This window comes from Brucella pseudogrignonensis, assembly GCF_002252525.1.
Lineage (GTDB): Bacteria > Pseudomonadota > Alphaproteobacteria > Rhizobiales > Rhizobiaceae > Brucella > Brucella pseudogrignonensis.
In genome coordinates this window covers 40,112-64,494 of the sequence record NZ_NNRM01000022.1, presented here as the reverse complement: position 1 = coordinate 64,494, position 24,383 = coordinate 40,112, and the positions used below count along the sequence as shown (strand labels likewise).

The window sequence follows — 24,383 nt, the reverse complement described above, 5'->3', positions numbered from 1 at the left end:
GCCTGCAAATCGCGTGAATTTTTTAAAACCGCATAATTTTCTCCGAAAAGTCTGCAACTTTTCGGGATTATGCGGAGCGCCTCCGGTGATCACGTACCTTGAGTACGCTGCGCTCCGGTTCTCGAAAGCCACGATTTTCGGACGCCATAACCAAAATCACTAACGCTGATAAATTGAATCTGCAAAAAGCCCCATGTTTCTGTAAACATGGGGCTTTTTATTAATTCGGATTAGGCGCTCTTTTTGATCGTATTGATCACATTGCCCCATGGGTCTTCAAAGACGTGGTTATTACCGCCACGCGTATCTTCCATTTCGACCCATGCAAGACCTGTGCGATCCTTATCGCGCAAGCCGGCACCTGAACTCTGCCAGGCATTAGCACCAATGTGGTGGTGATAGCCGCCAGTGGACAGAAACACGGCCTTGTCGCCATAGGTCTGAACGGTGTCAAAGCCCAACTGCTGATGCCAAAAGGATTCAGCATCCTTCGCGTTGCCAACGCGCAAGTGAACGTGACCAACAACCGTGTTTTGCGGTGCGCCGTTCCATTCACCACCTTCACGATCAATAAGGTCGAGAAGGTTCTTCACGTCGAGCGCCTCGGTGCCCATCTTCACGCGATCACCATTCCACTGCCACGTATTGTGTGGACGGTCGGAATAGATCTCAATGCCGTTGCCTTCAGGATCTGTCAGGTAGATCGCTTCGCTGACATTATGATCCGACGCACCGGCAACAGGCAGCTGCTTGTCGATGGCGCGGCGCGACCAGCGGGCGAGATCGCCACGAGTCGGCAGCAAGAAAGCCGTGTGGTAGAGACCAGCGCTGCGTGGATCATCAGGCTTAGCAGCCGAAAACTGCTCGATTTCCATCAGTTCACGGTCGCCCGCACCCAATACAATGGAAGCGCCACGACGCGTCATTTCACGCAAGCCTACGACATCACGATAATACTCAGCCAGAGTTTCTGCATCGCGCGCCTTTAAGCCAATGCGCGCCACACGTACCGGTGTCGTCATAGCAAAAGGCAAAGGAGCGCTCTTTACAGTGGCAGCGGTCGAACCACCCTTATCAGCAGCGGCCATCTTCAGTGTTTCAGTCATTTCATTCTCCTTCGGCGGCATTTCTGCGCGCGCGGAAAGAATATTGCTCATGACGGCAGCACCTGCAGAACCAAGTATCGTTCTTCTGCTTATCGTCATGGCCGTCAAATCCTCTCCGTAATTATCTTCCCGCTAAAGATCACAATTTAGCGAGTGTTTCACAAGATAGCGATCAGCGAACAAGCTGTTCATCATTTGCGACATCTAAGTTCTTTTTGACGCGCTATAGCTGAGCTTGAAGATGCGTTGAAACGGCTCTAAATAGGGGGCATGAAAGTCAAAGACGCAGATATTCTTATCATCCCCGGCTACACCAATTCCGGACCTGATCATTGGCAGACGCGCTGGGAGAATAAACTCTCGACGGCACGACGTGTCGAACAGGCCGAATGGTCGAAGCCAGTCAAAGACGATTGGGTGGCACAGCTGGTCAAAGCAGCCAATGAGACGACGAAGCCGATCGTGCTTGTTGCTCATTCGCTTGGCGTTGCAACTGCGCTTCACGCTCTTCCGCAAATTCAGCACAAGGTAGCCGGTGCTTTCTTTGTAGCGCCTCCCGATGTGTCGAACGAAAAGATCCGGCCAAAGCACCTGATGACATTCGGCCCTTATCCGCGTGAGCGCCTGCCATTTCCGACGATTACCGTCGTCAGCCGCAATGATCCCTTCTCAAGCTTTGAAGCCGCAGAAGATATCGTGAAGGACTGGGGTGCGCTGCTCATCGATGCAGGCGATGCAGGGCATATCAATTCGGAATCCGGACATGGTCCGTGGCCGGAAGGCTCTATGGTTTTTGCTGAATTTATGACCAATCTTCAGCCGCCAAAAATGCATTGAATCAAAGAGTTATCTAATTTTCTGATTAAATAGATTCAGAACAGTTTTGAAAGCGGCAGATTGAATGATCTGCCGCTTATTTATTTAAGCCCGGACAGCGTCAACGAGCGTTTTTGCGCCGAGGCGCAGATAGCCGCTATCGTTTCCAAGTGTCAGGAACTGGAAGCCAAGCGGGATGTAGCGCCGTGCGAACTCTGCTGACGGCGAATAAATGCCAGCGAATTTTCCAGCAGCTGCGGCCTTACGAGCGATGGTGCTCACTGGCTCGATGATCACTTCGGAATCCGGATTGGCTTCACGGCCATTGCTCCAGGCAATCGAGAAGTCGGCAGGACCCACGAAAACGCCATCGATACCGCGCACGTCAAGAATCGCATCCAGCGCATCATAGGCATCGCGTGTTTCGATCATGGCGAAAGCCAGCGTATCCTGATTGGCAGTTACGAGATAATCGTTCGAGCCCGGCGCTCCGTAATCAGCATTGGCGCGGAAAACACCCCATGAACGCTCGCCAATCGGCGGGTACTTCATTGCGGCTGCAAACTTACGCGCGTCTTCAACCGAGTTGATCATTGGCGCAATCACGGCCTGCGCGCCAAAATCGAGTGCGCGGCTTGCCATATCGAAGCGACCAACCGGAATACGAACGACTGGCGGCTTACCAGCATTGAGGATCAATCCGAGACTGCGCAACACGCTCTGCTCATCATGGCCGCCATGCTGCATATCAAGCGTAACTGCTTCAAAGGAGCTGTGCGCCAGAACTTCAACTGTCAGTGCTTCCGGTAGAGATGACCACGCGGAAAGAACTGTTTCTCCGGCACGAAGACGCGAAGACAAAGACATGCTTATTCCCCTGCATTACAAAAAACTAAGGGCGGAAACGCATTTTGCATTTCCGCCCTTTATACTACGAGTTAGTCTTTCTGAACCTGCTGGATCGCTTCCTCAAGGAAAGCAAACATTTTCTCGCGAATAGTTTCGTCCGTTACCTTCACATCTGCCGCATCAAAATCGGCGCGTAGTTTGCGGAAAACGTCTTCATCGCCAGCTTCTTCAAAGTCAGCAGCAACAACTTCACGAGCATAGGCATCAGCGTCTGCATCGTGCTTGCCAAGAAGCTGTGCAGCCCAGAGGCCGAGGATCTTGTTACGGCGGGCCTCTGCCTTGAAGCGAAGTTCTGCATCCAGTGCGAATTTGCTTTCAAATGCGTTGCGGCGATCATCCATGCCAGTGGCCATTCATACAACTCCCAAGACTTTAAGTTATGTGAGATCGTCAACCGTTCTCTTGCCTAAAGCTGGCAAGGGGCGCAAGATTATACAAGAGCCAAAAGTCACTTTATTGATTTATCTGGCTCTGAAACGCTTAAAACGGGGGAACGGGTACAAAGCAGGATTGTTAAAAGCCCACAATTGCTATACGTAGCCCGCGAGAATAGCGGCAAAAGCCGATCATCACATTTTTGGAAATCCGAGAAAAGCCATGAACCGTCGCCGCCGTATTTACGAGGGCAAGGCCAAGATTCTTTATGAAGGCCCTGAACCCGGTACTCTTGTCCAGTTCTTCAAAGATGACGCAACCGCGTTCAACGCGAAGAAGCATGAAGTTGTTGACGGAAAAGGCGTGTTGAACAACCGCATCTCCGAGCACATTTTCACCCAGCTGAACCGCATTGGTATTCCAACCCACTTCATCCGCCGCCTCAACATGCGTGAGCAGCTGATCAAGGAAGTTGAGATCATCCCGCTTGAAGTCGTTGTTCGCAACGTCGCCGCAGGCTCGATGTCCAAGCGTCTGGGCCTCGAAGAAGGCACGGTTCTGCCCCGCTCGATCATCGAGTTCTATTACAAGGCAGACGCCCTCGATGACCCAATGGTCACCGAAGAACACATCACCGCTTTCGGCTGGGCCAGCCCGCAGGAAATCGACGACATCATGGCTCTCGCCATCCGCGTCAACGACTTCCTCACCGGTCTGTTCCTGGGCATCGGCATCCAGCTTGTTGATTTCAAGATGGAATGCGGACGTCTGTTTGAAGGCGACATGATGCGCATCGTCGTTGCCGACGAAATTTCGCCAGACTCGGCGCGCCTTTGGGATGTCAACACAAATGACAAGCTCGATAAGGACCGTTTCCGCCGCGATATGGGCGGGCTGGTTGAGGCCTATCAGGAAGTAGCGCGCCGTCTCGGCATCATGAACGAGAACGACACGCCCCGTCCTTCCGGCCCTACGCTTGTGAAGTAAAGATCCGCACAGCCCGGTAACTCGCGTTCCGGGCTGTTTTCATTGTTGTTAAATTAAATCAGCAGGAACTACAGAGTGATCAAGGCACGCGTCACCGTTACACTGAAAAACGGCGTTCTCGACCCGCAGGGCAAAGCTATTGTCGGCGCGCTCGGCAGCCTGGGCTTCGAAGGCATCAATTCCGCCCGTCAGGGCAAGGTCTTCGATCTCGAACTCGGAGGCTCGGACAAGGCGAAAGCTGAAGCCGAAATCAAGGCCATGTGCGAGAAGCTGCTCGCCAACACGGTTATTGAAGATTACGCAATCGTCATCGCCTGACGCGCTGCGGCTTAAGTATAGTTTTTTGCGCGCCTTCACACCGCTTCACAGCGGGTTTGAAGGGCACTCAAATTCAAAGAGACGTAAAACGCCATGAAAGCAGCAGTCGTTCTTCTTCCGGGCCTCAACCGTGACCGCGACATGATTGCGGCCATCACTAAGATTTCCGGTCAGGCACCAATCACCGTATGGCAGACAGACACGAGCATCCCCGATGATGTTGATCTGATCCTGATTCCCGGCGGTTTCTCTTATGGCGATTACCTGCGTTGCGGTGCAATTGCAGCGCGTATGCCGGTAATGCAGGCCATTCGCGAGAAGGCCGACAAGGGTGTCATGGTTATTGGCGTCTGCAACGGCTTCCAGATTCTCGTCGAAGCAGGAATGCTGCCAGGTGCGCTGATGCGCAACACGTCGCTGAAGTTCGTCTGCCGCGAAGTGAAGCTCGAAGTCAGCAATGCGAATACCTCGTTCACACGCGGTTATCAGCCAGGCCAGATCATCCGTTGCCCGGTTGCCCATCATGACGGCAACTATTTTGCTGATGCAGAAACACTGAAGCGCGTCGAAGGCGAAGGCCAAGTTGTGTTCCGTTATGCAGACAGCACCAATCCGAACGGTTCGGTCAATGACATTGCCGGCATCGTCAATGCGCGCGGCAATGTTCTCGGCATGATGCCACATCCTGAAAACCTGATCGAAGGTGCACATGGCGGCGATGACGGCCGTGCACTTTTTGCAGGCGCATTGGGTATCGCAGCTTAAAGCTTTAAAGCTCGACCAAGCAGATTAAATGGCCTTCGTTGAATAACGGAGGCCATTTTTTATTGCACAAACGAGATGCACAATTGGGGCCGCAAAAGAGAACAGTCCTTTCAGGACCTAGAGCATAGTTCCTTAAAATCGACTCGATCTAAGATAAATTATGCTGTAAAAACAGAGTTTTAGAGCGATCTTTCTGATCCAATAAGGCACACGACACTCTGGAGCAGTTCCAGTTGATATCGAAGCGTTGAAACCTCTCGATATTTTTGTTTCTACGCGCATCTGGTTTCGAAAACCGATCCCACTTTTCGGAATGCGCTCTAGCGCCACGCACAAAATCGTGGCAGCTTGATCGATAGATACTTCCTGAGTAAACCGAATCGGGGAACGATATCGATGCAGTTATATTCACGCCCACTCTCCCCCTATTCCGCTTTTGTGCGCGGTGTTCTTTATCTCAAGGAACTGCCGTTCAAACCTATTAACCTCCCCTATCCATTTCCCGAAGACTTCATTCATGTGACACCTTTAAAGCGTGTCCCGGTGCTGATTACCGGCTCTGGCGAGACATTGTTTGAAGCAGCTGTCATTGCGGAATATCTGGAAGACCATTTTCCGGACACTCCCGTTCTGCCCGGCAGCCCGCGCGAGCGTGCTCTGATCCGCCTTCTGGCGCGTGTGACGGAGCTGGAAGTTCTCGGCCCTGCGATGAAACTCTTCATTCTTCAGAGCAAACCTGAAAGGGACGAGGCCACTATCGAGCGGCTGTTTACCAAGCTCCACAAAGGCTTGAGCGTGGTTGAATCACGTCTCACCGATCACGATTTTGCACTCAACGATGCGCCGACACTTGCTGATGCATGGCTGCTGCCAGTACGCTTCCTCATGGAGCCGCTCAAGAAGCTTTCGGGGAAAGACGATTTGCTGGCTGCTTACCCAAAATTCGACACATATGCGGTGAAAGCAAAGCAGGACCCTGCGTTCGAACTCATATGGAATGAGATGAGTGACGGGTTAAAGGCTTTCATGCCGCAGCTTGCCTGAATTATCCCGTCCAATAGAAAGCGCATTTCTGAAAATGCGCTTTAACACATTGTTTCTATGCGTTTATCGGCAAGCCACTCTTTTGTTGGTCTTGCCGAAAACGTTCTTATGGAGCCTTCCTTGAAGAACAAGACCATTGCGCTCGTTGCACTGCCTGCTCTGGCACTCTTTGCAGCCTGCACGCCGAAACCGACGCCTCCTACTCCCACAAGTGTTAGCAAAGCAGCCTTGGCAACCATGGAGCGGATCGCTGTGGGAGCGAATAGCTGTTGGTTCAAATCCAATGATAAGGATTTTCGCGGCTATGCATTTGCGCCGGAACTTAATTCTTTTTCAGGGCGTCCACGTATGTTGGTGGTTCCTGCTCGAAATCTGGCGGGACGCCCGCTCCTGGTTGTGCAGGCAGAAGGCAATCCAGCACGCATTGAAGCCTTTGGCCCGATGATGCAGCAGGGTCATAGCAGCCGTATAAGTGCTGACATTAATCGTTGGGCATCGGGCCAAAAAGGCTGCTGACGTTCAAATTTAACGGATGTGGAAACGGACCTTGCGCGATTCCACATCTGCCTCGTTCCGTGTAATACCTATATCGCGAAGCTGCTCGTCCGTCAGATCAATCAATTCAATGCGGCTGCGGCGCAGCATGAGACGCAGAGAGCACCATTCAATGAAACGCTGCCAGACAGAACGAGAAGCGTAACAAAAATCGCTTTCCCTTGTCTGGATTGTATCAATTGTATCTATCTCATCGTGCTTAACTGACGTATATGTCATAGCAAAGAGCCTTTTAAACTGGGCTTAGCCGATATTATGCATCAATCTGATGCGTGAAACGTAAATACAATTGACTCAAATATCGGTACAATGCTTATATTGTGACCATGACAAATTGGCTTCCCGACCTCACCGGAAAATCCGGCCCACTCTATCTTCAACTCGCTGACGCAATTGAAGAAGCGATCGCCCTTGGAACTTTGCCTGCGGGACAGAAGCTACCGCCGCAACGCAATCTGGCTTATGATCTGAAGGTGACAATCGGTACAATCGGGCGCGCCTATGCTCTCGCGCATGAGCGTGGACTTGTAACCGGCGAAGTTGGTCGCGGAACTTATGTGCTTGGCAGGGCCGACGGCAAGAATGCGCCACCTGCCTATTCGAGCGATGGCATTGCTGGCACACGTATTCAGGACGCACCACTCGACAAGGGACGCTTCGATACGACGGCAGCTCCTGACGTCGGACAAAATACGATACTTGAGCCTCTGATTGCGTCTGTCATACGCAATTTCCCGCATGAAGTTGTCAACTACACGCGACATTTCCCGCAACACTGGCTTGAAGCCGGACGTCAATGGCTCAATCAGGAAAACGCTCCTGCCGATGCGAGCAATATTGTTATCACCAACGGCGCACATGCTGGTGCAATTGCGGCGATTACGGCTTTCACCTCGCCCGGCGACAGGATTGTTTTTGAAGATCTCACTTACACACAAGTGAGCCGGTCCGTGAAAATTGCCGGACGCCGCGTCGCGATTGCCGCGAGCGATGAATATGGCATGATCCCGGAAGAATTCGAGCGGGTCTGCAACCAGCAGCACCCGACAATGGCGTTTCTCATGCCAAGCATCCACAATCCGACGCTTGCGACCATGCCCTATGAGCGCCGAGTGGCGATTGCCAATATCGCGGCTCGACACAATGTCTGGCTCATTGAAGATGACACATACGGGGTTATGACCCGGTCAAATATCCCGAAGATTGCCGATATTGCACCGGAACGCACATTTCTTCTCGGCAGTCTTTCAAAGGCCGTAACGGCTGGCCTGCGCTGCGGTTGGGTGGCCTGCCCGCCGCATTGCGCGCAACGTTTACGCGTGACCCACAAGCTGATGACGGGCGGCGTTTCGTTTCTGCTCGCTGAAACTACCGCACAGATGGTACTTTCAGGTCAGGCGAATGCCCTGCTGGACAAGTGCTCGGCTGAAATCGAATGGCGCGAGCAATTGGCGCGCAAGGTCTTCGCCGGTTACGACTTTGTTTCTTCACCGCATGTTCCGATCCTCTGGCTGAAACTGCCGGAACCATGGCTTGCCAGTACATTCAAAGCAGCCGCCTATGAAAACGGACTACTGATCGACGATGAAGACGAGTTCAAAGCCGGTCGCATTGATCGAACGTACCACCGGGTTCGCATTGCTTTTTCCTCACCGACGGATCGGAATCTGGTCGAAAATGGCTTCGCAACTTTGCGGCAATTGCTGGAAAATGAACAAGTAGGCTATGAAGGCAGCATTTGAGCCGGGAAATCGGCATTTTCCTGTCGCGCTTCCAACAGAGTTAGGTTAAAGAGGCCCCTTGAAACCTTAGGTGTCCGCCCTTCGGCAGAAGTTTCCGGGTACCGCAGCCTGCGACGGGGTCCCTCATCTCCATGACTATTTCCAATAAGCGCGACATCACGCCGGAACTTATCTCTGCTCACGGCCTCAAGCCGGACGAATATCAGCGTATTCTCGATCTGATCGGACGCGAACCGAGCTTCACGGAGCTCGGCATTTTCTCGGCCATGTGGAATGAACATTGTTCCTACAAATCGTCGAAGAAGTGGCTGCGTACTCTCCCGACAACCGGCTCACGCGTTATCCAGGGTCCGGGTGAAAACGCTGGCGTTGTTGACATTGGCGATGGCGACTGCGTCGTCTTCAAGATGGAAAGCCATAACCACCCGTCGTATATCGAGCCTTATCAGGGCGCGGCGACAGGCGTTGGTGGCATTCTGCGCGACGTTTTCACAATGGGTGCTCGTCCAATTGCAGCCATGAATGCCCTGCGTTTCGGTGAGCCTGACCATCCAAAGACCCGCCACCTCGTATCGGGCGTCGTGTCTGGCGTTGGCGGTTATGGCAATGCTTTCGGCGTTCCGACCGTTGGCGGCGAAGTGAACTTCGACAAGCGCTATAACGGCAATATCCTCGTCAATGCATTCGCGGCTGGCCTTGCCAAGCATGACGGCATCTTCCTGTCCGAAGCCAAGGGCGTTGGCCTCCCGGTTGTCTATCTCGGTGCCAAGACGGGCCGTGATGGCGTTGGCGGTGCAACGATGGCATCGGCTGAATTTGACGAATCGATTGAAGAAAAGCGCCCAACCGTTCAGGTTGGCGATCCATTCACTGAGAAGTGCCTTCTGGAAGCCTGCCTTGAGCTGATGGCTTCGGGTGCGGTTATCGCCATTCAGGATATGGGTGCTGCAGGTCTCACCTGTTCTGCCGTTGAAATGGGTGCGAAGGGCGATCTCGGTATCGAGCTCATTCTCGACCATGTTCCGGTTCGCGAAGTAAACATGACAGCTTACGAAATGATGCTGTCGGAAAGCCAGGAGCGTATGCTCATGGTTCTCAAGCCAGAAATGGAAGAAGAAGCACAGGCGATCTTCCGTAAGTGGGGTCTTGATTTCGCAATCGTCGGCAAGACTACTGATGATCTGCGCTTCCGCGTCATCCATCAGGGCGAAGAAGTTGCAAACCTTCCGATCAAGGAACTCGGTGACGAAGCTCCTGAGTATGATCGTCCATGGATGGAACCGGGCAAGCATGCACCGCTGCCTGCCAGCAATGTGCCACAGGTTGAAGACTATTCGGATGCGCTGCTCAAGCTCGTTGGCTCGCCGGATGGTTCATCGCGCCGCTGGGTTTACGAACAGTATGACACACTCATTCAGGGCAACTCGCTGCAGCTCCCGGGTGGCGATGCTGGTGTGATCCGCGTTGAAGGTCACGCCACCAAGGCACTCGCTTTCTCGTCTGACGTAACGCCACGCTATTGCGAAGCTGATCCGTTTGAAGGCGGCAAGCAGGCTGTTGCCGAATGCTGGCGCAACATTACCGCAACCGGTGCTGAGCCGCTTGCATCGACCGACAACCTCAACTTCGGCAATCCTGAAAAGCCGGAAATCATGGGCCAGCTGGTCAAGGCAATTGAAGGTATCGGCGAAGCTTGCCGTGCGCTCGATTTCCCAATCGTTTCGGGCAACGTATCGCTCTACAACGAAACCAACGGTCAGGCGATCCTGCCAACTCCGACCATTGCCGGCGTCGGCCTCATTCCTGACTGGTCGCAGATGGCCAAGATCGGCGGAATGCAGGATGGCGACACGCTGGTTCTGCTGGGCGGCGACGGCACCCATTTGGGTCAGTCAGTCTATCTGCGCGATCTTTTTGATCGTGCTGATGGCCCTGCTCCAACGGTTGATCTTGCGCTTGAAAAGCGTAACGGCGAGTTCGTCCGTTCGGCGATCCGCAATGGCCAGGTGACAGCCTGTCACGACCTCTCCGATGGTGGTCTTGCCGTTGCTGTTGCTGAAATGGCAATCAAATCCGGCAAGGGTGCGGTTCTTGATGCGGGCGACGGCCTGCCACATGCCGCGCTGTTTGGCGAAGATCAGTCGCGTTATGTTGTTGCAGCAACACCTGAAATGGCGAAACTCATTGCGCTCAATGCAGAAGGTGCTGGCGTTCCGTTCCGTGTACTCGGCACGGTCGGCGGCGACCGCCTGAAGTTCGGTGCAACGGTTGATGTCGCAGTTGCAGAGCTTAACAATGCTTTTGAAGGCTGGTTCCCAGGCTTCATGAGTGGAGAAGCTGCAGTCGACAACTAATCGTTATTGGTTAGAACTGTTACCAATTGACGCCCGGCCGGGAACACCGCGCCGGGCGTTTGCTTGTCGGCAATTTAAACGTTAGACAGTTGAATATTGACGTATCACGATGATGCGTTACGATTCGAAACGAACAAGAAGAAGCCCTAAAAGGCAGGAGATTTTGCATGGCTATGGACGCTCATGAGATCGAAAAACTGATACGCGAAGGTATTCCCGGCGCAAAGGTTACGATCCGCGACCTTGCCGGAGACGGAGATCATTATGCGGCGGAAGTTGTTGCGGAAAGTTTCCGTGGCAAGTCACGCGTGCAGCAGCACCAGATGGTCTATGACGCCCTCAAGGGCAACATGGGCGGCGTGCTTCACGCCCTTGCCCTCCAGACCAGCGTACCAGAATAAACTAATCCAACACCGCCCTCGGTTGAGCTTTCCAGCCTTTAGCCAAGTGTTGAAATACACGCATTGGCACTTGGAAACGACAATCCGGGCGGTGATTTTCTTCCTGCGGCAAGATGTTGCCCCCAAAACAGCCTGATTTCGCGCTAATTTGACTTGCTTTCACCTTTAGAGGGTGATTACCAAAGCTCAGCTTACTATATTGGGGTAGAACCTCTCCCTACGCGGGCCGGGATTTGAACCGGCATCCTGAAAGGAACTAAAATGACCGGAATCAACGATTTCATCGACAATGAAGTGAAGACCAACGACGTCGTGCTGTTCATGAAGGGCACACCAGGTTTCCCACAGTGCGGTTTCTCCGGTCAGGTCGTTCAGATTCTCGACTATATCGGCGTCGATTATAAGGGCGTGAACGTTCTTGCTTCCGACGAAATCCGTCAGGGCATCAAGGATTACTCCAACTGGCCAACCATTCCTCAGCTCTATGTAAAGGGCGAATTTGTTGGCGGTTGCGACATCATCCGCGAAATGTTCCAGTCCAGCGAACTACAGGCACTTTTTACCGATAAGGGTATTGCAACCAAGGCCGCTTGAGGATTAATTACCCCTCATACGGCTTTTAAAGCTCACCTTTTCTAAAAGGCGCCGTTTCATGGCGCCTTTTCTATTGCCCGATGCATAGCCATCATAGGCAGCATCTGCTGCCGGGCCGCTGTTTTCTAAATTCTGACTACTACACCGGCACTCCCCTGACCGGTGTGCCGTTTATCGAGGACTACCCAAATGCCAATCGACATTCAAAATGGTTCTCCGGACCAGAAGACTTCCATGCGCGGGCGCGGCGAGTTCATCGCTCTCATTGCAGCGATCATGGCAATCAATGCGTTGGCAGTGGATATTATGCTGCCTGGTCTGCCGCAAATTGGTGCCAGCCTTGGCGTGCTCTCAGAAAATCACGCACAGTTTGTCATTACGGCCTATCTGCTCGGCTTTGGCGTATCGCAACTGTTCTATGGTCCGCTGAGCGACCGTTTCGGCAGAAGATTACCTCTCTTTGGCGGTTTGCTGATCTATATACTCGCAGCACTTGGTGCAGCCGTTGCAACGGATTTCACAACACTTATTGTTCTGCGCGTATTGCAGGGACTGGGTGCCGCAGCAACGCGTGTAATTGCCGTTTCAGTTGTTCGCGATAAGTTTGCCGGGCGCCAGATGGCTGAAGTCATGTCGCTCGTCATGATGGTCTTCATGATCCTGCCAGTGGTCGCTCCAGCAACCGGTCAGCTGATTATGCTGTTCGGTGAATGGCATCTGATCTTTCTGTCTATGGCGCTTATGGCTGTTATAATCGGTGTATGGGCATATTTGCGCCTGCCCGAAACGCTGCCCGTCAGCCATCGTCGTCCTTTGACAGTCAAGAGTGTAATCGGTGGTTTTGGCATCGTTCTGTCCAACCGCGTGGCGCTCTTCTACATGCTCGGCACCTCGTTCATTCTTGGAGCGCTGTTCGGCTACATCAACTCGGCGCAGCAGATCTTTGTTGATATCTACAAGCTTGGATCGCTGTTTCCGCTGGCCTTTGCTGCCGTCGCCATGACGCTTGCTCTCGCATCGTTCCTCAACTCCCGCCTTGTCGGTCGCTACGGTATGCGCCGCATTTCACAGACGATGCTGCTGGTATTTGTCGGCTTCAGCCTGCTTTGGGTCGTGCTTTCTGTGACGTTCAGCGGTCCCGTGCCATTCTGGATGCTGATGACGATCTATATGACCATCATGTTCTCGTTCAGCCTTGTAACGGCTAACTTCAATGCGCTGGCTATGGAGCCTCTGGGCGAAGTCGCCGGTACGGCATCTTCCGTTTTGGGCTTTGCACAGACAGTCATCGGCGCAGCACTCGGCGCAGTCATCGGTCAGGCATTCGATGGAACGACAACACCGGTCGCCGCAGGCTATTGTGTGCTGGGCTTCATCGCATTCATCTGCGTTTTGATTGCAGAGCGCGGCAAGATGTTCAAGCCGCACAACAAGCCAATCTGAGTAGAAACTGAAAAGCCCGCCAAATGGCGGGCTTTTCTTATTCTTCCCAAAGAGCGGCCTGAATGGCTTTCCAGCTTTCCTTGTCAGGTGCAATCAGCAGCCCACCGCCGGTGTGCGACGGCAGATAGTCGCTTTCATCCCAGCGTGCGAGATACCCACCCGCTTCCTGATGGATAAGCGCACCGGGCAAATGATCCCACGGCATCAGCTTGTTATAGACTGCGAAATGCGCGCCACCCGTCGCGATAATACGATATTCATGTGCCGCACAGCGATAGCCGATCTTGGAGAGAAACTTCGTCTGGTTGCGTGCAAGGCGCGAACGGATCGGATCGACAGTATATTGCCAGGAAACCGCACCGGTCATCTGCGAAATATCAACAGGCTCAGCCACACTCACGCGGCTCGTTGAACCATTGGCATGGCGAATATGCGCGCCACTACCCTTTGAAGCAAGAATCCAGTCCTTGCCGACTGGGTCGTAGATAATGCCGGCAACTGTCTCGCCTTTGGCAACAACCGCCAGCATTACGCCGAAAAGGGGAACACCTGAAGCAAAATTGAAGGTGCCATCGACTGGATCGATCGTGAATGCAAGATCCGCATCACCGAGCCCATCAAGCAAAGCCTCATCATCAGAACAAGCCTCTTCCCCCACGATCAGCGCGTTGGGAAAGCGTTCATTGAGGCGCGCCGTGATATAGCGCTCGGCATTCACATCGGCTTCTGTGACGAGATCGGCAGCAGAGGTCTTTTGGCGAATATCGCCCTGCCCCAGCTGGCGAAAGCGAGGCATGATTTCTTCGTTGGCTGCGTCTGCCAGAAGATCGGCCAGCCAATCAATCTGCTTTTCATCAAACTGCACTATCATTCTCCACGTCGGAATTTGCCATCAGGCCTGCGAAATCGAACAGTTTGCGGTCGAGAAGATGGCTCGGGCGCACATTGGTCATGGCGCGGATCATCGTGTCCTTACGGCCCGGCATACGCTTTTCGATATCGGTCAGCATCGCCTTCATTGCATTGCGCTGCAGACCTTCCTGGCTACCGCAGAGATCGCAAGGAATGATCGGAAACTGCATCGCAGTCGCAAACTTTTCCATATCCTCTTCCGCCGCATAGGCGAGCGGACGGAAAACCATGAGATCACCTTCGTCATTGAGAAGCTTCGGCGGCATGGCGGCAAGACGGCCACCATGGAAAAGATTCATGAAGAAGGTTTCGAGAATGTCTTCGCGATGATGGCCGAGAACAACGGCCGAGCAGCCTTCTTCTCGCGCTATGCGATATAGATTGCCGCGGCGCAAACGCGAGCAAAGGGAGCAATAGGTGCTGTTTTCAGGCAGCTTTTCAGTAACAATGGAATAGGTGTCCTGATACTCGATGCGATGCTTAATACCGTAGCTGTTCAGGAAATCCGGCAGAATGTGCTTCGGAAAATTTGGCTGGCCCTGATCGAGATTGACCGCCAGCAATTCCACCGGCAGCACACCGCGCCATTTGAGATCGAGCAGAAGCGCCAACAGACCGTAGGAATCCTTACCTCCGGAAAGGCAAACCATCCAACGCTCACCGGGCTTTACCATGGCAAAGTCTTCGATAGCCTGGCGCGTATGACGCAGGAGACGTTTACGCAGCTTGTTGAACTCAACCGAGGCTGGCACATCGCGGAAAAGTGGGTGGCAGCCATCGCCTCCGTTTTCGTCTGCGATATCTGACCCGATGTTAGGATCAAAAGCGTTCATGATGCTTCCTGCGAATAAGAGAGATTATGTTTACATACAGAAAAGCCGCCCTCGGGAAAACCGAGGGCGGCCATTTATTTCAGCTAAATGAGCCAGAGGCTCAAAATTAACGCGAATAGAATTCGACGACGAGGTTTGGTTCCATCTGAACGGCGTATGGAACGTCGCCGAGAACTGGAACGCGTGCGAAGGTCGCAACCATCTTGTTGTGATCGACTTCAACGTAGTCAGGAACATCGCGTTCTGCGAGCGCAACAGCTTCGAGAACAACAACGAGCTGCTTCGACTTTTCGCGAACTTCAACAACGTCACCAGCCTTCAGGCGGTAGGACTGAATGTTGACGCGGCGGCCGTTTACGTTGACGTGACCGTGGTTGATGAACTGGCGTGCAGCGAAGATCGTTGGAACGAACTTTGCGCGGTACACAACAGCGTCCAGACGCGATTCGAGCAGGCCGATGAGGTTTTCACCGGTATCGCCCTTGCGGCGAGCTGCTTCGTCATAGGTCTTGCGGAACTGCTTTTCCGAGATATCGCCGTAGAAGCCCTTGAGCTTCTGCTTTGCGCGGAGCTGTACACCGAAGTCGGACAGCTTGCCCTTACGGCGCTGACCGTGCTGGCCTGGGCCATATTCACGACGGTTTACAGGGGACTTCGGACGGCCCCAGATGTTTTCGCCAAGGCGGCGATCAATTTTGTACTTAGCGGATTCGCGCTTGCTCATCGCATTTCCTTTAAAAAGTTAGTGCACCTTACGGCGCAGACAGGAAACGCGCCCTCCTCTGCCCTTGGGTTTCAAGGACTGACAGAATGAAGCGCGCAGCTGCGATCCTCATCCACGGGACACGTCAAATGAAACGCCGGAGCGTTTAGGCTCCAGCGATGGCGGCTTTTAGTCATTGGAGTGTCATCTTGTCAAGGCTGAAGCCCTGATTTTAAGCCATTTGGCTAGTTCAAAGCGGATCTTAAATGGCACAAGGCATCATTTATAGAAGAAGCACGTCGAACTGGGTCTGATCGAGGCCAATTGCAACGTTCTGCCATCAAGCGTGAAGGAACGACATATCACCTTTCAACATTACTCGTTAGCGCCCGATATCAAAAGAGGTGAATATGGCCGTTTCCTTCGCTTTCCTTCAAAGGCCGATGATTATCGCCTTCGCTACTTTCGCGATTGTGGTGTTTCCGCAAGAGAACTGGGGCAGTCTTTCGAGCGCTAACGCGCAGAACCTTATCGAAAGGATGTTAAACGGTAACGCCAGACACACATCTTCCCACAAGCGACCGAAGAAAAAGCGTATAGCCAAACAAAAGCAATCAAAAGCATTGCCTGCTGCGCCTAGCCCATCAGCTACCCCCGCACCCGTGGTTATTCCGTTACCGACGCCATCACCTCGCCGCGAAGAGGAAACAGCAAAGCAGCCTGAACAATCGGAGCCCACTCAAACACCTCCTACTGAAAAGGCTCCACTTCCCGATAAAAAACCAGAACAACCGGTAGAAAGCGCTGAACCACCCCCCGCACCAGCACCCCCTGCAAAGCCCGAACGTGTCTATCAAGTGTCATGTCCTGCGCTGATGGCTGGAGACGTAGAGGGCAAACTGTTGTCACCGATTGAAGACGGCCCGCAATGCAGCGCTCGTTCGCCTCTATCGCTCACAGCTATAGGAAAAACCGAGCCGCTGAAATTCGCCACCGCAGTCACGACAAATTGCGCCATGGCTGTGACGCTTGCTGAGTGGTCGAAAGATGTCAGTGACGCCGCGAAGAAAGTGTACGGCGACAGCATCAAGATCACTGAAATCGGCACCGGTTCGGATTACCAGTGCCGCAAGGTCAATGGTGCTTCGACGGGGCGAGTGTCAGAACACGCTTTCGCCAATGCGCTTGATATCATGTCATTTAAGTTTTCAGATGGCTCGAAGACGGAGCTCGAAAGCGGTTGGAATGGGTCTGAAAAAGAGAAAACTTTCTGGCGCGCGGTGCATGGTGCGAGCTGCAAGCTTTTCATGACTGTGATCGGGCCCGACGGCGATGCTGCGCATCGCACAAACATGCATCTGGATCAGGGCTGTCACGGCAAATCCTGCCTTGCTCGAATCTGCCAGTAAGATATTCTGCTAGAGCATTTCCTGTTTTGATTGAATTATTGGAAATGCTCTATCCATTTGTTTCTACGCGCATCTTTTTCCGAAAACCGCTTCGCACTTTTCGGGATGCGCTCTAGGTGACGGGGAAAACACAAAAAAATCCAATCTGCGTTTCTAATAGCATCGTCATTATCGATTTGCTTACCGCACTTTGCGCGGTAGCTGTTCAAAGGAAGCGATCCATGAAATCGACCCAACTTATACTTTCTGCAATTTTTACACTTGGAATTGCGGGCGCAGCCCATGCAGATGCGGTACCTAAGCGCTCGCAAGATTTTACCGGAAACTACCAAACGCTCGCAAAAGATCAGCAGGCATCGCCGCAGGTGGCCGACTGCATTGCAAGCGCCTATGACTATGTGAAGAAAAGCAAGAAATACGACCGCCTTGGCTTCACCAAAGCGGACATTGCAGCAGCCACTACGAATGACAAATCATCGAAATTCAGCGCGAAAGACGCAAGCAAGGTTTCTGCGGTGATTTCCGTTCCGGGAGAAGCGCGCAATAGAAGCGGTGCGCAGTGGGATACAATCACTTTGCGCTGTGGAATTACCGGCGGCAAGCTGAAAGCTATTGAGCTTGCGCCCGGAAAAGGCGCAAAATAGGCTATAGTTTTGTAATCTTGGAGAGCAGCTGATTAAAAGTCAGCTGCTCTTCTTGTCTGAAACATGCTCCGGCAAGCCCTTGCGTTTGGTTTCCGCAAATTCTTCCAGTTCCTTCTCGGTCATCGACTCATACATTTCTTTCGATGCACCGATCAGCTCACTCTTTTTGATTTCACCGCGCTTGGCAGCGAGTGCTGCACCGGCAGCTTTTTGCTGCGCCTGTGATTTTGCTGGCATGATCCTTACTCCCTTTTTCAAGAGAACAACGAGCGCGCCGATATCAGGTTCCTTAATCTTCCGTAGCTGCATCAAAGCGTGAACGGGCGCTACGCATTTCCTCGCGATTTTTAACCGCCCACTGGCCCAACACATCAATCGGCACGGCCAGCGAATGACCAAGCTCGGTAAGTGAATAAGTCACTTCCGGTGGAGATGTTGGACGTACATGACGCGCGACCAATCCATCGCGTTCGAGAGATCGCAGGGTAACGGTCAGCATTCGCTGGGAAATGCCCTCAATCGCGCGACGTAAAGCGTTGAAACGCAATGAACCCGTTTGCAGATTGAAAACCACGAGAATGCTCCAGGTATCACCGACGCGATCCAGCACCTCGCGAATAGGGCATGAGCCCTCACCTTCGGGATCGGCCTGAAAAGCGGGTGTTGAAGACAATAAGGGCGAGCTCGCATTTGGCTCGGTCGTATTTTTCATTCTTACTCCTTAAAGCGCATCGCGCTTAATCGAGTTCAGGCGGCACGCTTTAAATCATCGCTTCCAGACACCTCTTTCCCCAAAGACGTTTTGCACTTGGGGAAGTCGTACGCGCGCCAAAGCCTACAGTTTTTATCGGCGATTTCTGCTCTTGCCAGCAACGCGGTTACTTCCATGTACCTTAAACATGAAAAAGTGCGTTCTTCACAAGGCTTCTCATCTCGACTACCTAGTTACCATAAAGAACCTGATTATTAAACATCACTTCTCTAGGTTTAACTGAAAAGGAAAATGTCATGGCTAAAATTGCACTGATCGGCGCTACCGGCTTTGTAGGCGCAGCTGTCCTCAAGGAAGCCGTATCTCGCGGCCATACCGTAACGGCCCTCGTCCGCAACACGGACAAGGTTGAGAAACTTGATAATGTTACAGCAGTGAAGACAGACGTATTCGACACTGACGCGCTCGCCAAACAACTTGCAGGCCACGACATCGTTATTTCAGCCTTCAACCCCGGCTGGACCGATGCCAACATTCGCGAAAACCATATCAAGGGCAGCCGCTCCATCAACGAAGCTGCCAAAAAGGCTGGCGTTAAGCGTCTCATCGCAGTCGGCGGTGCAGGCAGCCTTGCTATCAATGGCCATCAGCTGGTGGATTCACCCGAATTTCCGGCCGAGTGGAAAGAAGGCGCACTTGGCGCACGTCAGGCATTGCACGAATTGCGTGATGAAAAAGACCTCGATTGGACGTTCGTTTCGCCTGCGATCATTCTTCAGCCGGGCGAACGCACCGGAAAATATCGTCTTGGTGCTGACGAGCCTGTGTTTGATGACAATGGCGAAAGCAAAATCTCCGTCGAAGATTTGGCTGTTGCGATTGTTGATGAAGCAGAACAGGGCAAGCACATCGGCAAGCGTTTCACCGCTGCATACTAAGGCAATCGATTGCCGGGCGGGCAACCGCCCGGTTTCCTCAAGGTAATCCGATCACCTTTCAGTGCGTTCTTAACAAGCGGCATGAAGCGCCTTAATTAAAGCGCAACAGCCAACAGATCGATGGAACGCCATGGAACTCGGTATTTATACTTTCGGCGATATCGGGCCTGATCCCGAAACCAGTCGCCCCCTTTCGCCGCAACAACGGCTCAGCAATCTCATAGAAGAGATTGAACTCGCCGATCAGGTCGGCCTCGATGTATTCGGCGTAGGCGAGCATCATCGCCCGGATTACGCGATTTCTGCACCGCCTGTCGTGCTGGCAGCGGCAGCATCACGCACGAAAAACATTAAGCTGACCAGTGCGGTGACGGTTCTTTCGTCTGACGATCCGGTGCGGGTGTATCAGCAATTTTCAACGCTTGATCTCATCTCCAACGGGCGTGCTGAAATCATGGCAGGTCGCGGCTCGTTCATCGAGTCCTTCCCCCTTTTTGGTTATAATCTCGACGATTACGACACGCTTTTTGCCGAAAAACTCGACCTGTTGCTTAATATTCGCGAGAATGAGCGGGTTAGTTGGACTGGCACCATGCGCGCAGCAATTGACGGACGTGGTGTCTATCCGCGCGCACTACCGGATTCCTTACCCATCTGGCTCGCAGTGGGTGGTACGCCCGCCTCAGTGGGGCGAGCAGCACTTCTTGGCCTGCCTCTCGCCATCGCGATTATCGGAGGGTATCCGGAGCGTTTCGCACAATTGACCGATTTCTATCGCGAAGCAGGTCTTAAAGCCGGACACGCACCAGAAAAGCTCAAAGTTGGAATCAACTCTCACGGCTATATTGCGGAAAACTCTCAACAAGCTGGCGACGAATTCTACAGTTCATACGCCTATGTCATGAGCAAACTCGGGCGTGAGCGTGGCTGGCCGCCGACCACCCGTGAGCAATTTGATGCAATGTGCCAACCACGAGGATCATTGCTCGTCGGAAGCCCGCAACAGATCGTCGACAAAATCTTGAGCCAGCATAGCTATTTCAAGCATGACCGGTTCTTGCTGCAGACAGCCCTCGGCAATCTGCCGCACAAAAATACGATGAAATCAATTGAGCTGTTCGGGACCAAGGTTGCGCCGGAAGTCCGCAAGGCCTTGAGCATGCGAACACCCGCTTAAAACAAAAGCCGGCGGGATATTCCCAGCCGGCTTTTTTTTATTAGACCAGTTCAACTTCAACGACACCTGGAATTGCCTTCATCGCGCTCGCAATTTGCGGACTGACACGATAGCGATGGGGAAGCTCAATCTCGACTTCGCGCTGACCTTCTTCCTTAATGACAATCAGGCTCACCTGACCGTCGCCGCGCGTGTTGAAATGCGGAACAATATGCTTCACCGCTTCCGCTGAACGAAGATAGAGCCGGAGTGCCTTCTGCATCCGGCAGGCTTCGTCCTCGAGCGACTGCACCGTCTGAATTCTGAGGCCAATCCCTTCTGGACGGTTTTCCGCGGCAACTGTGATCACCACCGATTTACCGCTTTCAAGCAGATCGCGGTACTGCGCGAGACCTTCCGAGAAAAGTACCGCTTCAAACTGGCCGGTGGCATCCGACAGCTGCACAATGCCCATTTTGTTGCCTGTGCGCGTCTTACGCTCCTGTCTGGTGGTTATTGTTCCGGCAAGACGACCTGCATTTGCACCACGCTTCACCGCCGCCGAGAAATCGGCCCAGCTCTGCACACGCATCCGGTCAAGGACCTGACGATATTCATCGAGCGGATGGGCGGACAAATAAAAGCCAACTGCCTGAAACTCGCGATGCAACTTTTCCGAAGGGAGCCATGGCGCTGCCTGCGGAAGAATCAGTGTTTCTTTCGGAGCGCCTGAAAGCCCAAAAATATCGGACTGGCCGCTGGCCGCATTTTCCTGCGTGCGCTGCGCGAAGCCCATAATGCGGTCCATACCCGCGCTCATTGCAGCACGGTCGCGACCAAAGCAATCAAGTGCGCCTGCATTGATCAGGCTTTCCGTTACGCGGCGATTGACGATTTTCGGATCGATCCGCTCACAGAAATCCTCAAGGCTTTCAAACGGCTTTTCGGACCGCACACTGACGATATGATCAACGGCAGCTTCGCCCACGCCCTTGATTGCTGCCAAAGAATAGAAAATCTTCTTCTCGCCCACCTCGAAAGGACGGAACGATGTCATGACGGAAGGTGTCACAACATCGATTGCCAAACGATTTGCATCACGACGGAAATCATTGAGCTTATCTGCGTTCGACATATCATAGGTCATCGATGCCGCTAGAAACTCAACTGGATAATGCGCCTTCATATAGGCAGTTTGGTAGGAGACAATCGCATAGGCGGCAGCGTGCGACTTGTTGAAGCCGTAGTCAGCGAACTTAGCCAACAGGTCGAAAATCATATTCGCCTGAGCCTTATCAACACCACCTTCGATCGCACCATCAACAAAACGGACACGCTGCTTGTCCATTTCTTCGCGGATTTTTTTACCCATCGCGCGGCGCAGAAGATCAGCTTCACCGAGCGAATAGCCGGAAAGCACCTGTGCGATCTGCATCACCTGTTCCTGATAAACGATAACGCCTTGCGTTTCCTTGATCAGGTCGTCGATTTTTGGATGAATGGAGGCGATTTCCTCCTCACCGTTCTTGCGCGCATTATAGGTCGGGATGTTTTCCATCGGACCAGGGCGATAAAGCGCAACAAGCGCAATAATATCTTCGATACGGTCGGGACGCATACCAAGCAACGCCTTACGCATACCGGCACTTTCCACCTGGAACACGCCGACCGTTTCGCCGCGCGACAGCATTTCATAGGTGAGTTCATCATCGAGCGGCAGGCGCGACAGGTCTATATCGATGCCCTTGCGTGCAACGAGCTTTACGGCTGTTTCGAGAACCGTCAGTGTTTTCAGACCCAGAAAGTCGAACTTGACCAACCCGGCTTGCTCGACCCATTTCATATTGAACTGAGTGACCGGCATATCGGAACGTGGATCGCGATACATCGGCACGAGTTCAGAAAGCGGACGATCGCCGATGACGATACCGGCGGCGTGGGTCGAGGCGTGGCGATACAGTCCTTCAAGCTTCAGCGCCATATCAAGAAGACGGCCAACAACGGGCTCCTTCTCGCGCTCTTCATTGATCTTTGGCTCAGTCTCGATGGCTTGTGCCAGAGACACCGGATTGGCCGGGTTCTGCGGTACAAGCTTACAGAGACGATCAACCTGACCGTATGGCATTTCGAGAACACGGCCCACGTCGCGTAGCACAGCACGCGCCTGCAAAGTACCGAAGGTGATGATCTGCGCGACCTGATCGCGCCCGTATTTCTCCTGAACGTAGCGAATAACTTCTTCGCGGCGATCCTGACAGAAGTCGATATCGAAGTCGGGCATCGATACGCGATCTGGATTGAGGAAGCGTTCGAACAGAAGCGAGAAGCGCAGCGGATCAACGTCTGTAATCGTCAAAGCATAAGCGACGAGCGAACCCGCACCAGAACCACGCCCCGGTCCTACAGGAATACCCTGTTGTTTGGCCCATTTGATAAAGTCCGCAACGATCAGGAAGTAACCCGGGAATTTCATGCGGGTAATAATGCCGATCTCGTAATCGAGACGTTCGGCATATTGTTCTTCTGTATAGCCTTCAGCAAGACCTGCTGTTTCCAACCGCATCTGCAGGCCTTCACGCGCCTGACGTGCCAGCTCGTCAGCTTCCGCCTGAATGGCTGCTTCAGGATCGTCAGATTCGCCGGTGAAACGCGGTAGGATCGGCTGACGTGTCTGCGTGAACCAGCTGCACCGCTCGGCGATTTCAATCGTGTTTTCGAGCGCTTCGGGCAGGTCTGCAAACAGGGCAGCCATTTCCGAACGGCTTTTCAAATGATGATCCGGCGTCAAACGACGCCGATCATCATTGGATAGAATTTGACCTTCAGCGATGGCAAGAAGCGCGTCGTGCGCTTCAAAATCCTCGGCTTTCAAAAAGAAAGCTTCATTGGTCGCGACGAGCGGCAGTTCCATCGCATATGCTAACTCGACGGTCTTTGCCTCAAGCGCGCGATCATAGCCCGCCTGCCGCTGCAACTCGACATAAAGCCGATCACCGAATGCTTCTTTCAAAAAGGCCAAACGGCTTTCAGCGCGATCGGGACGATCAGCAGCAAATGCGCGTCCGATTGGCCCCAGAGGGCCGCCTGAAAGAACAATCACGTCTTCTGACAGATCAGATAACCAGCTTGCATCGACATGCACTGGGTCTCCCGATTGCGTATCAAGAAACGCACGGCTGACGAGCCTTACAACGTTCGCATAACCTTCCTCAGTCGAAGCGAGGAAAACCAGAGGTGCAAGATCGAGAACCAATCGCCGGTTTGCACTGCGGCTGTTATCGTTGTGATCGCCAAAAGCAACATCCAGCTGGCAGCCTATGATTGGCTGCAAACCATCCTTTGACGCCTTTTGTGCAAACTCGAGAGCGCCGAAAAGGTTGTTGCTGTCAGTTATCGCGATGGCCGGTGCTTGATCGGCAATCGCCTGTTTGATGATCTTGCCGACAGGCAGCGCGCCTTCCAACAAGGAGTAAGCAGAATGAACTCGCAGATGAACGAAACGAGGTGACGACTTGCCCCCGCCCGCTAAAATGCTTGCTTTATCATTCATACTATTTCCCCGATCTTTGCAGAGCTAAACGCACTGCAATATCATGACAACGACATCATGCCTTCAGCGCCATCCGCGTGCCAATCACTATATGGATTTGCACACTCTAACGGGCGA

At 53.0% G+C, this 24,383-nt stretch carries 25 protein-coding genes; 15 read left to right on the top strand and 10 right to left on the bottom strand.

Annotation, left to right across the window (positions count from 1 at the left end; genetic code table 11):
* Positions 1-230: 230 nt before the first annotated feature.
* Positions 231-1,088 carry a VOC family protein gene (locus CEV34_RS13320; RefSeq protein ID WP_231194111.1) on the bottom strand — a complete coding sequence of 286 codons (858 nt, stop codon included), beginning with the start codon at positions 1,086-1,088 and terminating at the stop codon, positions 231-233.
* Between the two features lie 288 nt (positions 1,089-1,376).
* Here CEV34_RS13320 and CEV34_RS13315 point away from each other — a divergent pair, with 288 nt between their 5' ends.
* Positions 1,377-1,943: an alpha/beta hydrolase gene (locus CEV34_RS13315; RefSeq protein ID WP_007874630.1), complete on the top strand. Its 567-nt coding sequence runs from the start codon at positions 1,377-1,379 to the stop codon at positions 1,941-1,943.
* Between the two features lie 84 nt (positions 1,944-2,027).
* Here CEV34_RS13315 and CEV34_RS13310 read toward each other — a convergent pair whose 3' ends face one another.
* Together CEV34_RS13310 and CEV34_RS13305 are read right to left on the bottom strand one after the other, a co-directional pair.
* A complete protein-coding gene (locus CEV34_RS13310; protein ID WP_171380650.1) occupies positions 2,028-2,795 on the bottom strand; it encodes an HpcH/HpaI aldolase family protein in 768 nt (255 codons plus the stop codon).
* A 65-nt stretch (positions 2,796-2,860) separates the two neighbouring features.
* The gene (locus tag CEV34_RS13305; protein WP_007874628.1) at positions 2,861-3,184 is read right to left on the bottom strand and encodes a DUF1476 domain-containing protein; all 324 of its coding nucleotides are present in this window, start codon (positions 3,182-3,184) and stop codon (positions 2,861-2,863) included.
* A gap of 244 nt (positions 3,185-3,428) precedes the next feature.
* Here CEV34_RS13305 and purC point away from each other — a divergent pair, with 244 nt between their 5' ends.
* From purC to CEV34_RS13280, 5 genes are all read left to right on the top strand, one after another.
* Positions 3,429-4,193 carry a phosphoribosylaminoimidazolesuccinocarboxamide synthase gene (gene purC, locus CEV34_RS13300; protein ID WP_007874627.1) on the top strand — a complete coding sequence of 255 codons (765 nt, stop codon included), beginning with the start codon at positions 3,429-3,431 and terminating at the stop codon, positions 4,191-4,193.
* A gap of 75 nt (positions 4,194-4,268) precedes the next feature.
* Positions 4,269-4,511: a phosphoribosylformylglycinamidine synthase subunit PurS gene (gene purS, locus CEV34_RS13295; RefSeq protein ID WP_007874625.1), complete on the top strand. Its 243-nt coding sequence runs from the start codon at positions 4,269-4,271 to the stop codon at positions 4,509-4,511.
* A 93-nt stretch (positions 4,512-4,604) separates the two neighbouring features.
* Positions 4,605-5,276, top strand: coding sequence for a phosphoribosylformylglycinamidine synthase subunit PurQ (gene purQ / locus CEV34_RS13290; protein ID WP_007874619.1), 672 nt, complete (start codon positions 4,605-4,607; stop codon positions 5,274-5,276).
* Between the two features lie 396 nt (positions 5,277-5,672).
* Positions 5,673-6,320 (top strand): glutathione S-transferase family protein, encoded by a 648-nt coding sequence (locus CEV34_RS13285; RefSeq protein ID WP_007874617.1) that lies wholly within the window; start codon positions 5,673-5,675, stop codon positions 6,318-6,320.
* 120 nt (positions 6,321-6,440) lie between these two features.
* Positions 6,441-6,836, top strand: a complete 396-nt coding sequence (locus tag CEV34_RS13280) for a hypothetical protein (protein ID WP_007874615.1) — start codon at positions 6,441-6,443, stop codon at positions 6,834-6,836.
* Between the two features lie 9 nt (positions 6,837-6,845).
* Here CEV34_RS13280 and CEV34_RS27715 read toward each other — a convergent pair whose 3' ends face one another.
* On the bottom strand, positions 6,846-6,965 hold the full coding sequence (locus CEV34_RS27715; RefSeq protein WP_231194110.1) for a DUF1127 domain-containing protein: 120 nt from the start codon (positions 6,963-6,965) through the stop codon (positions 6,846-6,848).
* A 236-nt stretch (positions 6,966-7,201) separates the two neighbouring features.
* On the opposite strand from CEV34_RS27715, the gene CEV34_RS13270 reads away from it, so the two are divergent.
* From CEV34_RS13270 to CEV34_RS13250, 5 genes are all read left to right on the top strand, one after another.
* Positions 7,202-8,617 carry an aminotransferase-like domain-containing protein gene (locus CEV34_RS13270; protein WP_094543768.1) on the top strand — a complete coding sequence of 472 codons (1,416 nt, stop codon included), beginning with the start codon at positions 7,202-7,204 and terminating at the stop codon, positions 8,615-8,617.
* A gap of 131 nt (positions 8,618-8,748) precedes the next feature.
* Complete coding sequence (gene purL, locus CEV34_RS13265; RefSeq protein WP_007874596.1) at positions 8,749-10,971, top strand: phosphoribosylformylglycinamidine synthase subunit PurL; 2,223 nt, start codon at positions 8,749-8,751, stop codon at positions 10,969-10,971.
* Between the two features lie 167 nt (positions 10,972-11,138).
* Positions 11,139-11,372: a BolA/IbaG family iron-sulfur metabolism protein gene (locus tag CEV34_RS13260; protein ID WP_007874594.1), complete on the top strand. Its 234-nt coding sequence runs from the start codon at positions 11,139-11,141 to the stop codon at positions 11,370-11,372.
* A gap of 261 nt (positions 11,373-11,633) precedes the next feature.
* A complete protein-coding gene (gene grxD / locus CEV34_RS13255; RefSeq protein WP_007874592.1) occupies positions 11,634-11,966 on the top strand; it encodes a Grx4 family monothiol glutaredoxin in 333 nt (110 codons plus the stop codon).
* Positions 11,967-12,155: 189 nt separating this feature from the next.
* On the top strand, positions 12,156-13,409 hold the full coding sequence (locus tag CEV34_RS13250; protein ID WP_007874590.1) for a multidrug effflux MFS transporter: 1,254 nt from the start codon (positions 12,156-12,158) through the stop codon (positions 13,407-13,409).
* A gap of 37 nt (positions 13,410-13,446) precedes the next feature.
* On the opposite strand, the gene CEV34_RS13245 is transcribed toward CEV34_RS13250, so the two are convergent.
* The 3 genes from CEV34_RS13245 to rpsD form a co-directional block, all read right to left on the bottom strand.
* Positions 13,447-14,280, bottom strand: coding sequence for an inositol monophosphatase family protein (locus CEV34_RS13245; protein ID WP_210326208.1), 834 nt, complete (start codon positions 14,278-14,280; stop codon positions 13,447-13,449).
* The gene (gene ttcA, locus CEV34_RS13240) at positions 14,264-15,154 is read right to left on the bottom strand and encodes a tRNA 2-thiocytidine(32) synthetase TtcA (protein ID WP_007874586.1); all 891 of its coding nucleotides are present in this window, start codon (positions 15,152-15,154) and stop codon (positions 14,264-14,266) included. The genes CEV34_RS13245 and ttcA overlap by 17 nt, the downstream gene beginning before the upstream one ends.
* A gap of 106 nt (positions 15,155-15,260) precedes the next feature.
* Positions 15,261-15,878 carry a 30S ribosomal protein S4 gene (gene rpsD, locus CEV34_RS13235; protein WP_007874584.1) on the bottom strand — a complete coding sequence of 206 codons (618 nt, stop codon included), beginning with the start codon at positions 15,876-15,878 and terminating at the stop codon, positions 15,261-15,263.
* Positions 15,879-16,267: 389 nt separating this feature from the next.
* Here rpsD and CEV34_RS13230 point away from each other — a divergent pair, with 389 nt between their 5' ends.
* Complete coding sequence (locus CEV34_RS13230; RefSeq protein ID WP_039859682.1) at positions 16,268-17,266, top strand: extensin-like domain-containing protein; 999 nt, start codon at positions 16,268-16,270, stop codon at positions 17,264-17,266.
* Between the two features lie 221 nt (positions 17,267-17,487).
* On the top strand, positions 17,488-17,910 hold the full coding sequence (gene bspC, locus CEV34_RS13225; protein WP_007874580.1) for a type IV secretion system effector BspC: 423 nt from the start codon (positions 17,488-17,490) through the stop codon (positions 17,908-17,910).
* Between the two features lie 39 nt (positions 17,911-17,949).
* Here bspC and CEV34_RS13220 read toward each other — a convergent pair whose 3' ends face one another.
* Both CEV34_RS13220 and CEV34_RS13215 read right to left on the bottom strand, forming a co-directional pair.
* The gene (locus CEV34_RS13220) at positions 17,950-18,147 is read right to left on the bottom strand and encodes a DUF3008 family protein (protein ID WP_007874579.1); all 198 of its coding nucleotides are present in this window, start codon (positions 18,145-18,147) and stop codon (positions 17,950-17,952) included.
* A 52-nt stretch (positions 18,148-18,199) separates the two neighbouring features.
* Complete coding sequence (locus CEV34_RS13215) at positions 18,200-18,622, bottom strand: winged helix-turn-helix transcriptional regulator (protein WP_007874578.1); 423 nt, start codon at positions 18,620-18,622, stop codon at positions 18,200-18,202.
* Between the two features lie 296 nt (positions 18,623-18,918).
* On the opposite strand from CEV34_RS13215, the gene CEV34_RS13210 reads away from it, so the two are divergent.
* The gene (locus CEV34_RS13210) at positions 18,919-19,560 is read left to right on the top strand and encodes an NAD(P)-dependent oxidoreductase (RefSeq protein WP_007874577.1); all 642 of its coding nucleotides are present in this window, start codon (positions 18,919-18,921) and stop codon (positions 19,558-19,560) included.
* A gap of 130 nt (positions 19,561-19,690) precedes the next feature.
* Positions 19,691-20,737 (top strand): LLM class flavin-dependent oxidoreductase, encoded by a 1,047-nt coding sequence (locus CEV34_RS13205; protein WP_007874576.1) that lies wholly within the window; start codon positions 19,691-19,693, stop codon positions 20,735-20,737.
* A 40-nt stretch (positions 20,738-20,777) separates the two neighbouring features.
* On the opposite strand, the gene dnaE is transcribed toward CEV34_RS13205, so the two are convergent.
* On the bottom strand, positions 20,778-24,266 hold the full coding sequence (gene dnaE / locus CEV34_RS13200; RefSeq protein WP_007874574.1) for a DNA polymerase III subunit alpha: 3,489 nt from the start codon (positions 24,264-24,266) through the stop codon (positions 20,778-20,780).
* Between the last annotated feature and the right edge of the window lie 117 nt (positions 24,267-24,383).

What these genes read in the sequence shown, in the direction of transcription:
- CEV34_RS13210 (WP_007874577.1), top strand. Translation starts at nt 18,919, where the DNA reads ATGGCTAAAATTGCACTGATCGGCGCTACCGGCTTTGTAGGCGCAGCT.
- grxD (WP_007874592.1), top strand. Translation starts at nt 11,634, where the DNA reads ATGACCGGAATCAACGATTTCATCGACAATGAAGTGAAGACCAACGAC.
- CEV34_RS13305 (WP_007874628.1), bottom strand. Translation starts at nt 3,184, where the DNA reads ATGGCCACTGGCATGGATGATCGCCGCAACGCATTTGAAAGCAAATTC.
- CEV34_RS13245 (WP_210326208.1), bottom strand. Translation starts at nt 14,280, where the DNA reads ATGATAGTGCAGTTTGATGAAAAGCAGATTGATTGGCTGGCCGATCTT.
- rpsD (WP_007874584.1), bottom strand. Translation starts at nt 15,878, where the DNA reads ATGAGCAAGCGCGAATCCGCTAAGTACAAAATTGATCGCCGCCTTGGC.
- ttcA (WP_007874586.1), bottom strand. Translation starts at nt 15,154, where the DNA reads ATGAACGCTTTTGATCCTAACATCGGGTCAGATATCGCAGACGAAAAC.
- CEV34_RS13260 (WP_007874594.1), top strand. Translation starts at nt 11,139, where the DNA reads ATGGCTATGGACGCTCATGAGATCGAAAAACTGATACGCGAAGGTATT.
- purC (WP_007874627.1), top strand. Translation starts at nt 3,429, where the DNA reads ATGAACCGTCGCCGCCGTATTTACGAGGGCAAGGCCAAGATTCTTTAT.
- CEV34_RS13315 (WP_007874630.1), top strand. Translation starts at nt 1,377, where the DNA reads ATGAAAGTCAAAGACGCAGATATTCTTATCATCCCCGGCTACACCAAT.
- bspC (WP_007874580.1), top strand. Translation starts at nt 17,488, where the DNA reads ATGAAATCGACCCAACTTATACTTTCTGCAATTTTTACACTTGGAATT.
- dnaE (WP_007874574.1), bottom strand. Translation starts at nt 24,266, where the DNA reads ATGAATGATAAAGCAAGCATTTTAGCGGGCGGGGGCAAGTCGTCACCT.
- purQ (WP_007874619.1), top strand. Translation starts at nt 4,605, where the DNA reads ATGAAAGCAGCAGTCGTTCTTCTTCCGGGCCTCAACCGTGACCGCGAC.
- CEV34_RS13205 (WP_007874576.1), top strand. Translation starts at nt 19,691, where the DNA reads ATGGAACTCGGTATTTATACTTTCGGCGATATCGGGCCTGATCCCGAA.
- CEV34_RS13230 (WP_039859682.1), top strand. Translation starts at nt 16,268, where the DNA reads ATGGCCGTTTCCTTCGCTTTCCTTCAAAGGCCGATGATTATCGCCTTC.
- CEV34_RS27715 (WP_231194110.1), bottom strand. Translation starts at nt 6,965, where the DNA reads ATGCTGCGCCGCAGCCGCATTGAATTGATTGATCTGACGGACGAGCAG.
- CEV34_RS13215 (WP_007874578.1), bottom strand. Translation starts at nt 18,622, where the DNA reads ATGAAAAATACGACCGAGCCAAATGCGAGCTCGCCCTTATTGTCTTCA.
- CEV34_RS13320 (WP_231194111.1), bottom strand. Translation starts at nt 1,088, where the DNA reads ATGGCCGCTGCTGATAAGGGTGGTTCGACCGCTGCCACTGTAAAGAGC.
- CEV34_RS13270 (WP_094543768.1), top strand. Translation starts at nt 7,202, where the DNA reads ATGACAAATTGGCTTCCCGACCTCACCGGAAAATCCGGCCCACTCTAT.
- CEV34_RS13250 (WP_007874590.1), top strand. Translation starts at nt 12,156, where the DNA reads ATGCCAATCGACATTCAAAATGGTTCTCCGGACCAGAAGACTTCCATG.
- CEV34_RS13220 (WP_007874579.1), bottom strand. Translation starts at nt 18,147, where the DNA reads ATGCCAGCAAAATCACAGGCGCAGCAAAAAGCTGCCGGTGCAGCACTC.
- CEV34_RS13285 (WP_007874617.1), top strand. Translation starts at nt 5,673, where the DNA reads ATGCAGTTATATTCACGCCCACTCTCCCCCTATTCCGCTTTTGTGCGC.
- purL (WP_007874596.1), top strand. Translation starts at nt 8,749, where the DNA reads ATGACTATTTCCAATAAGCGCGACATCACGCCGGAACTTATCTCTGCT.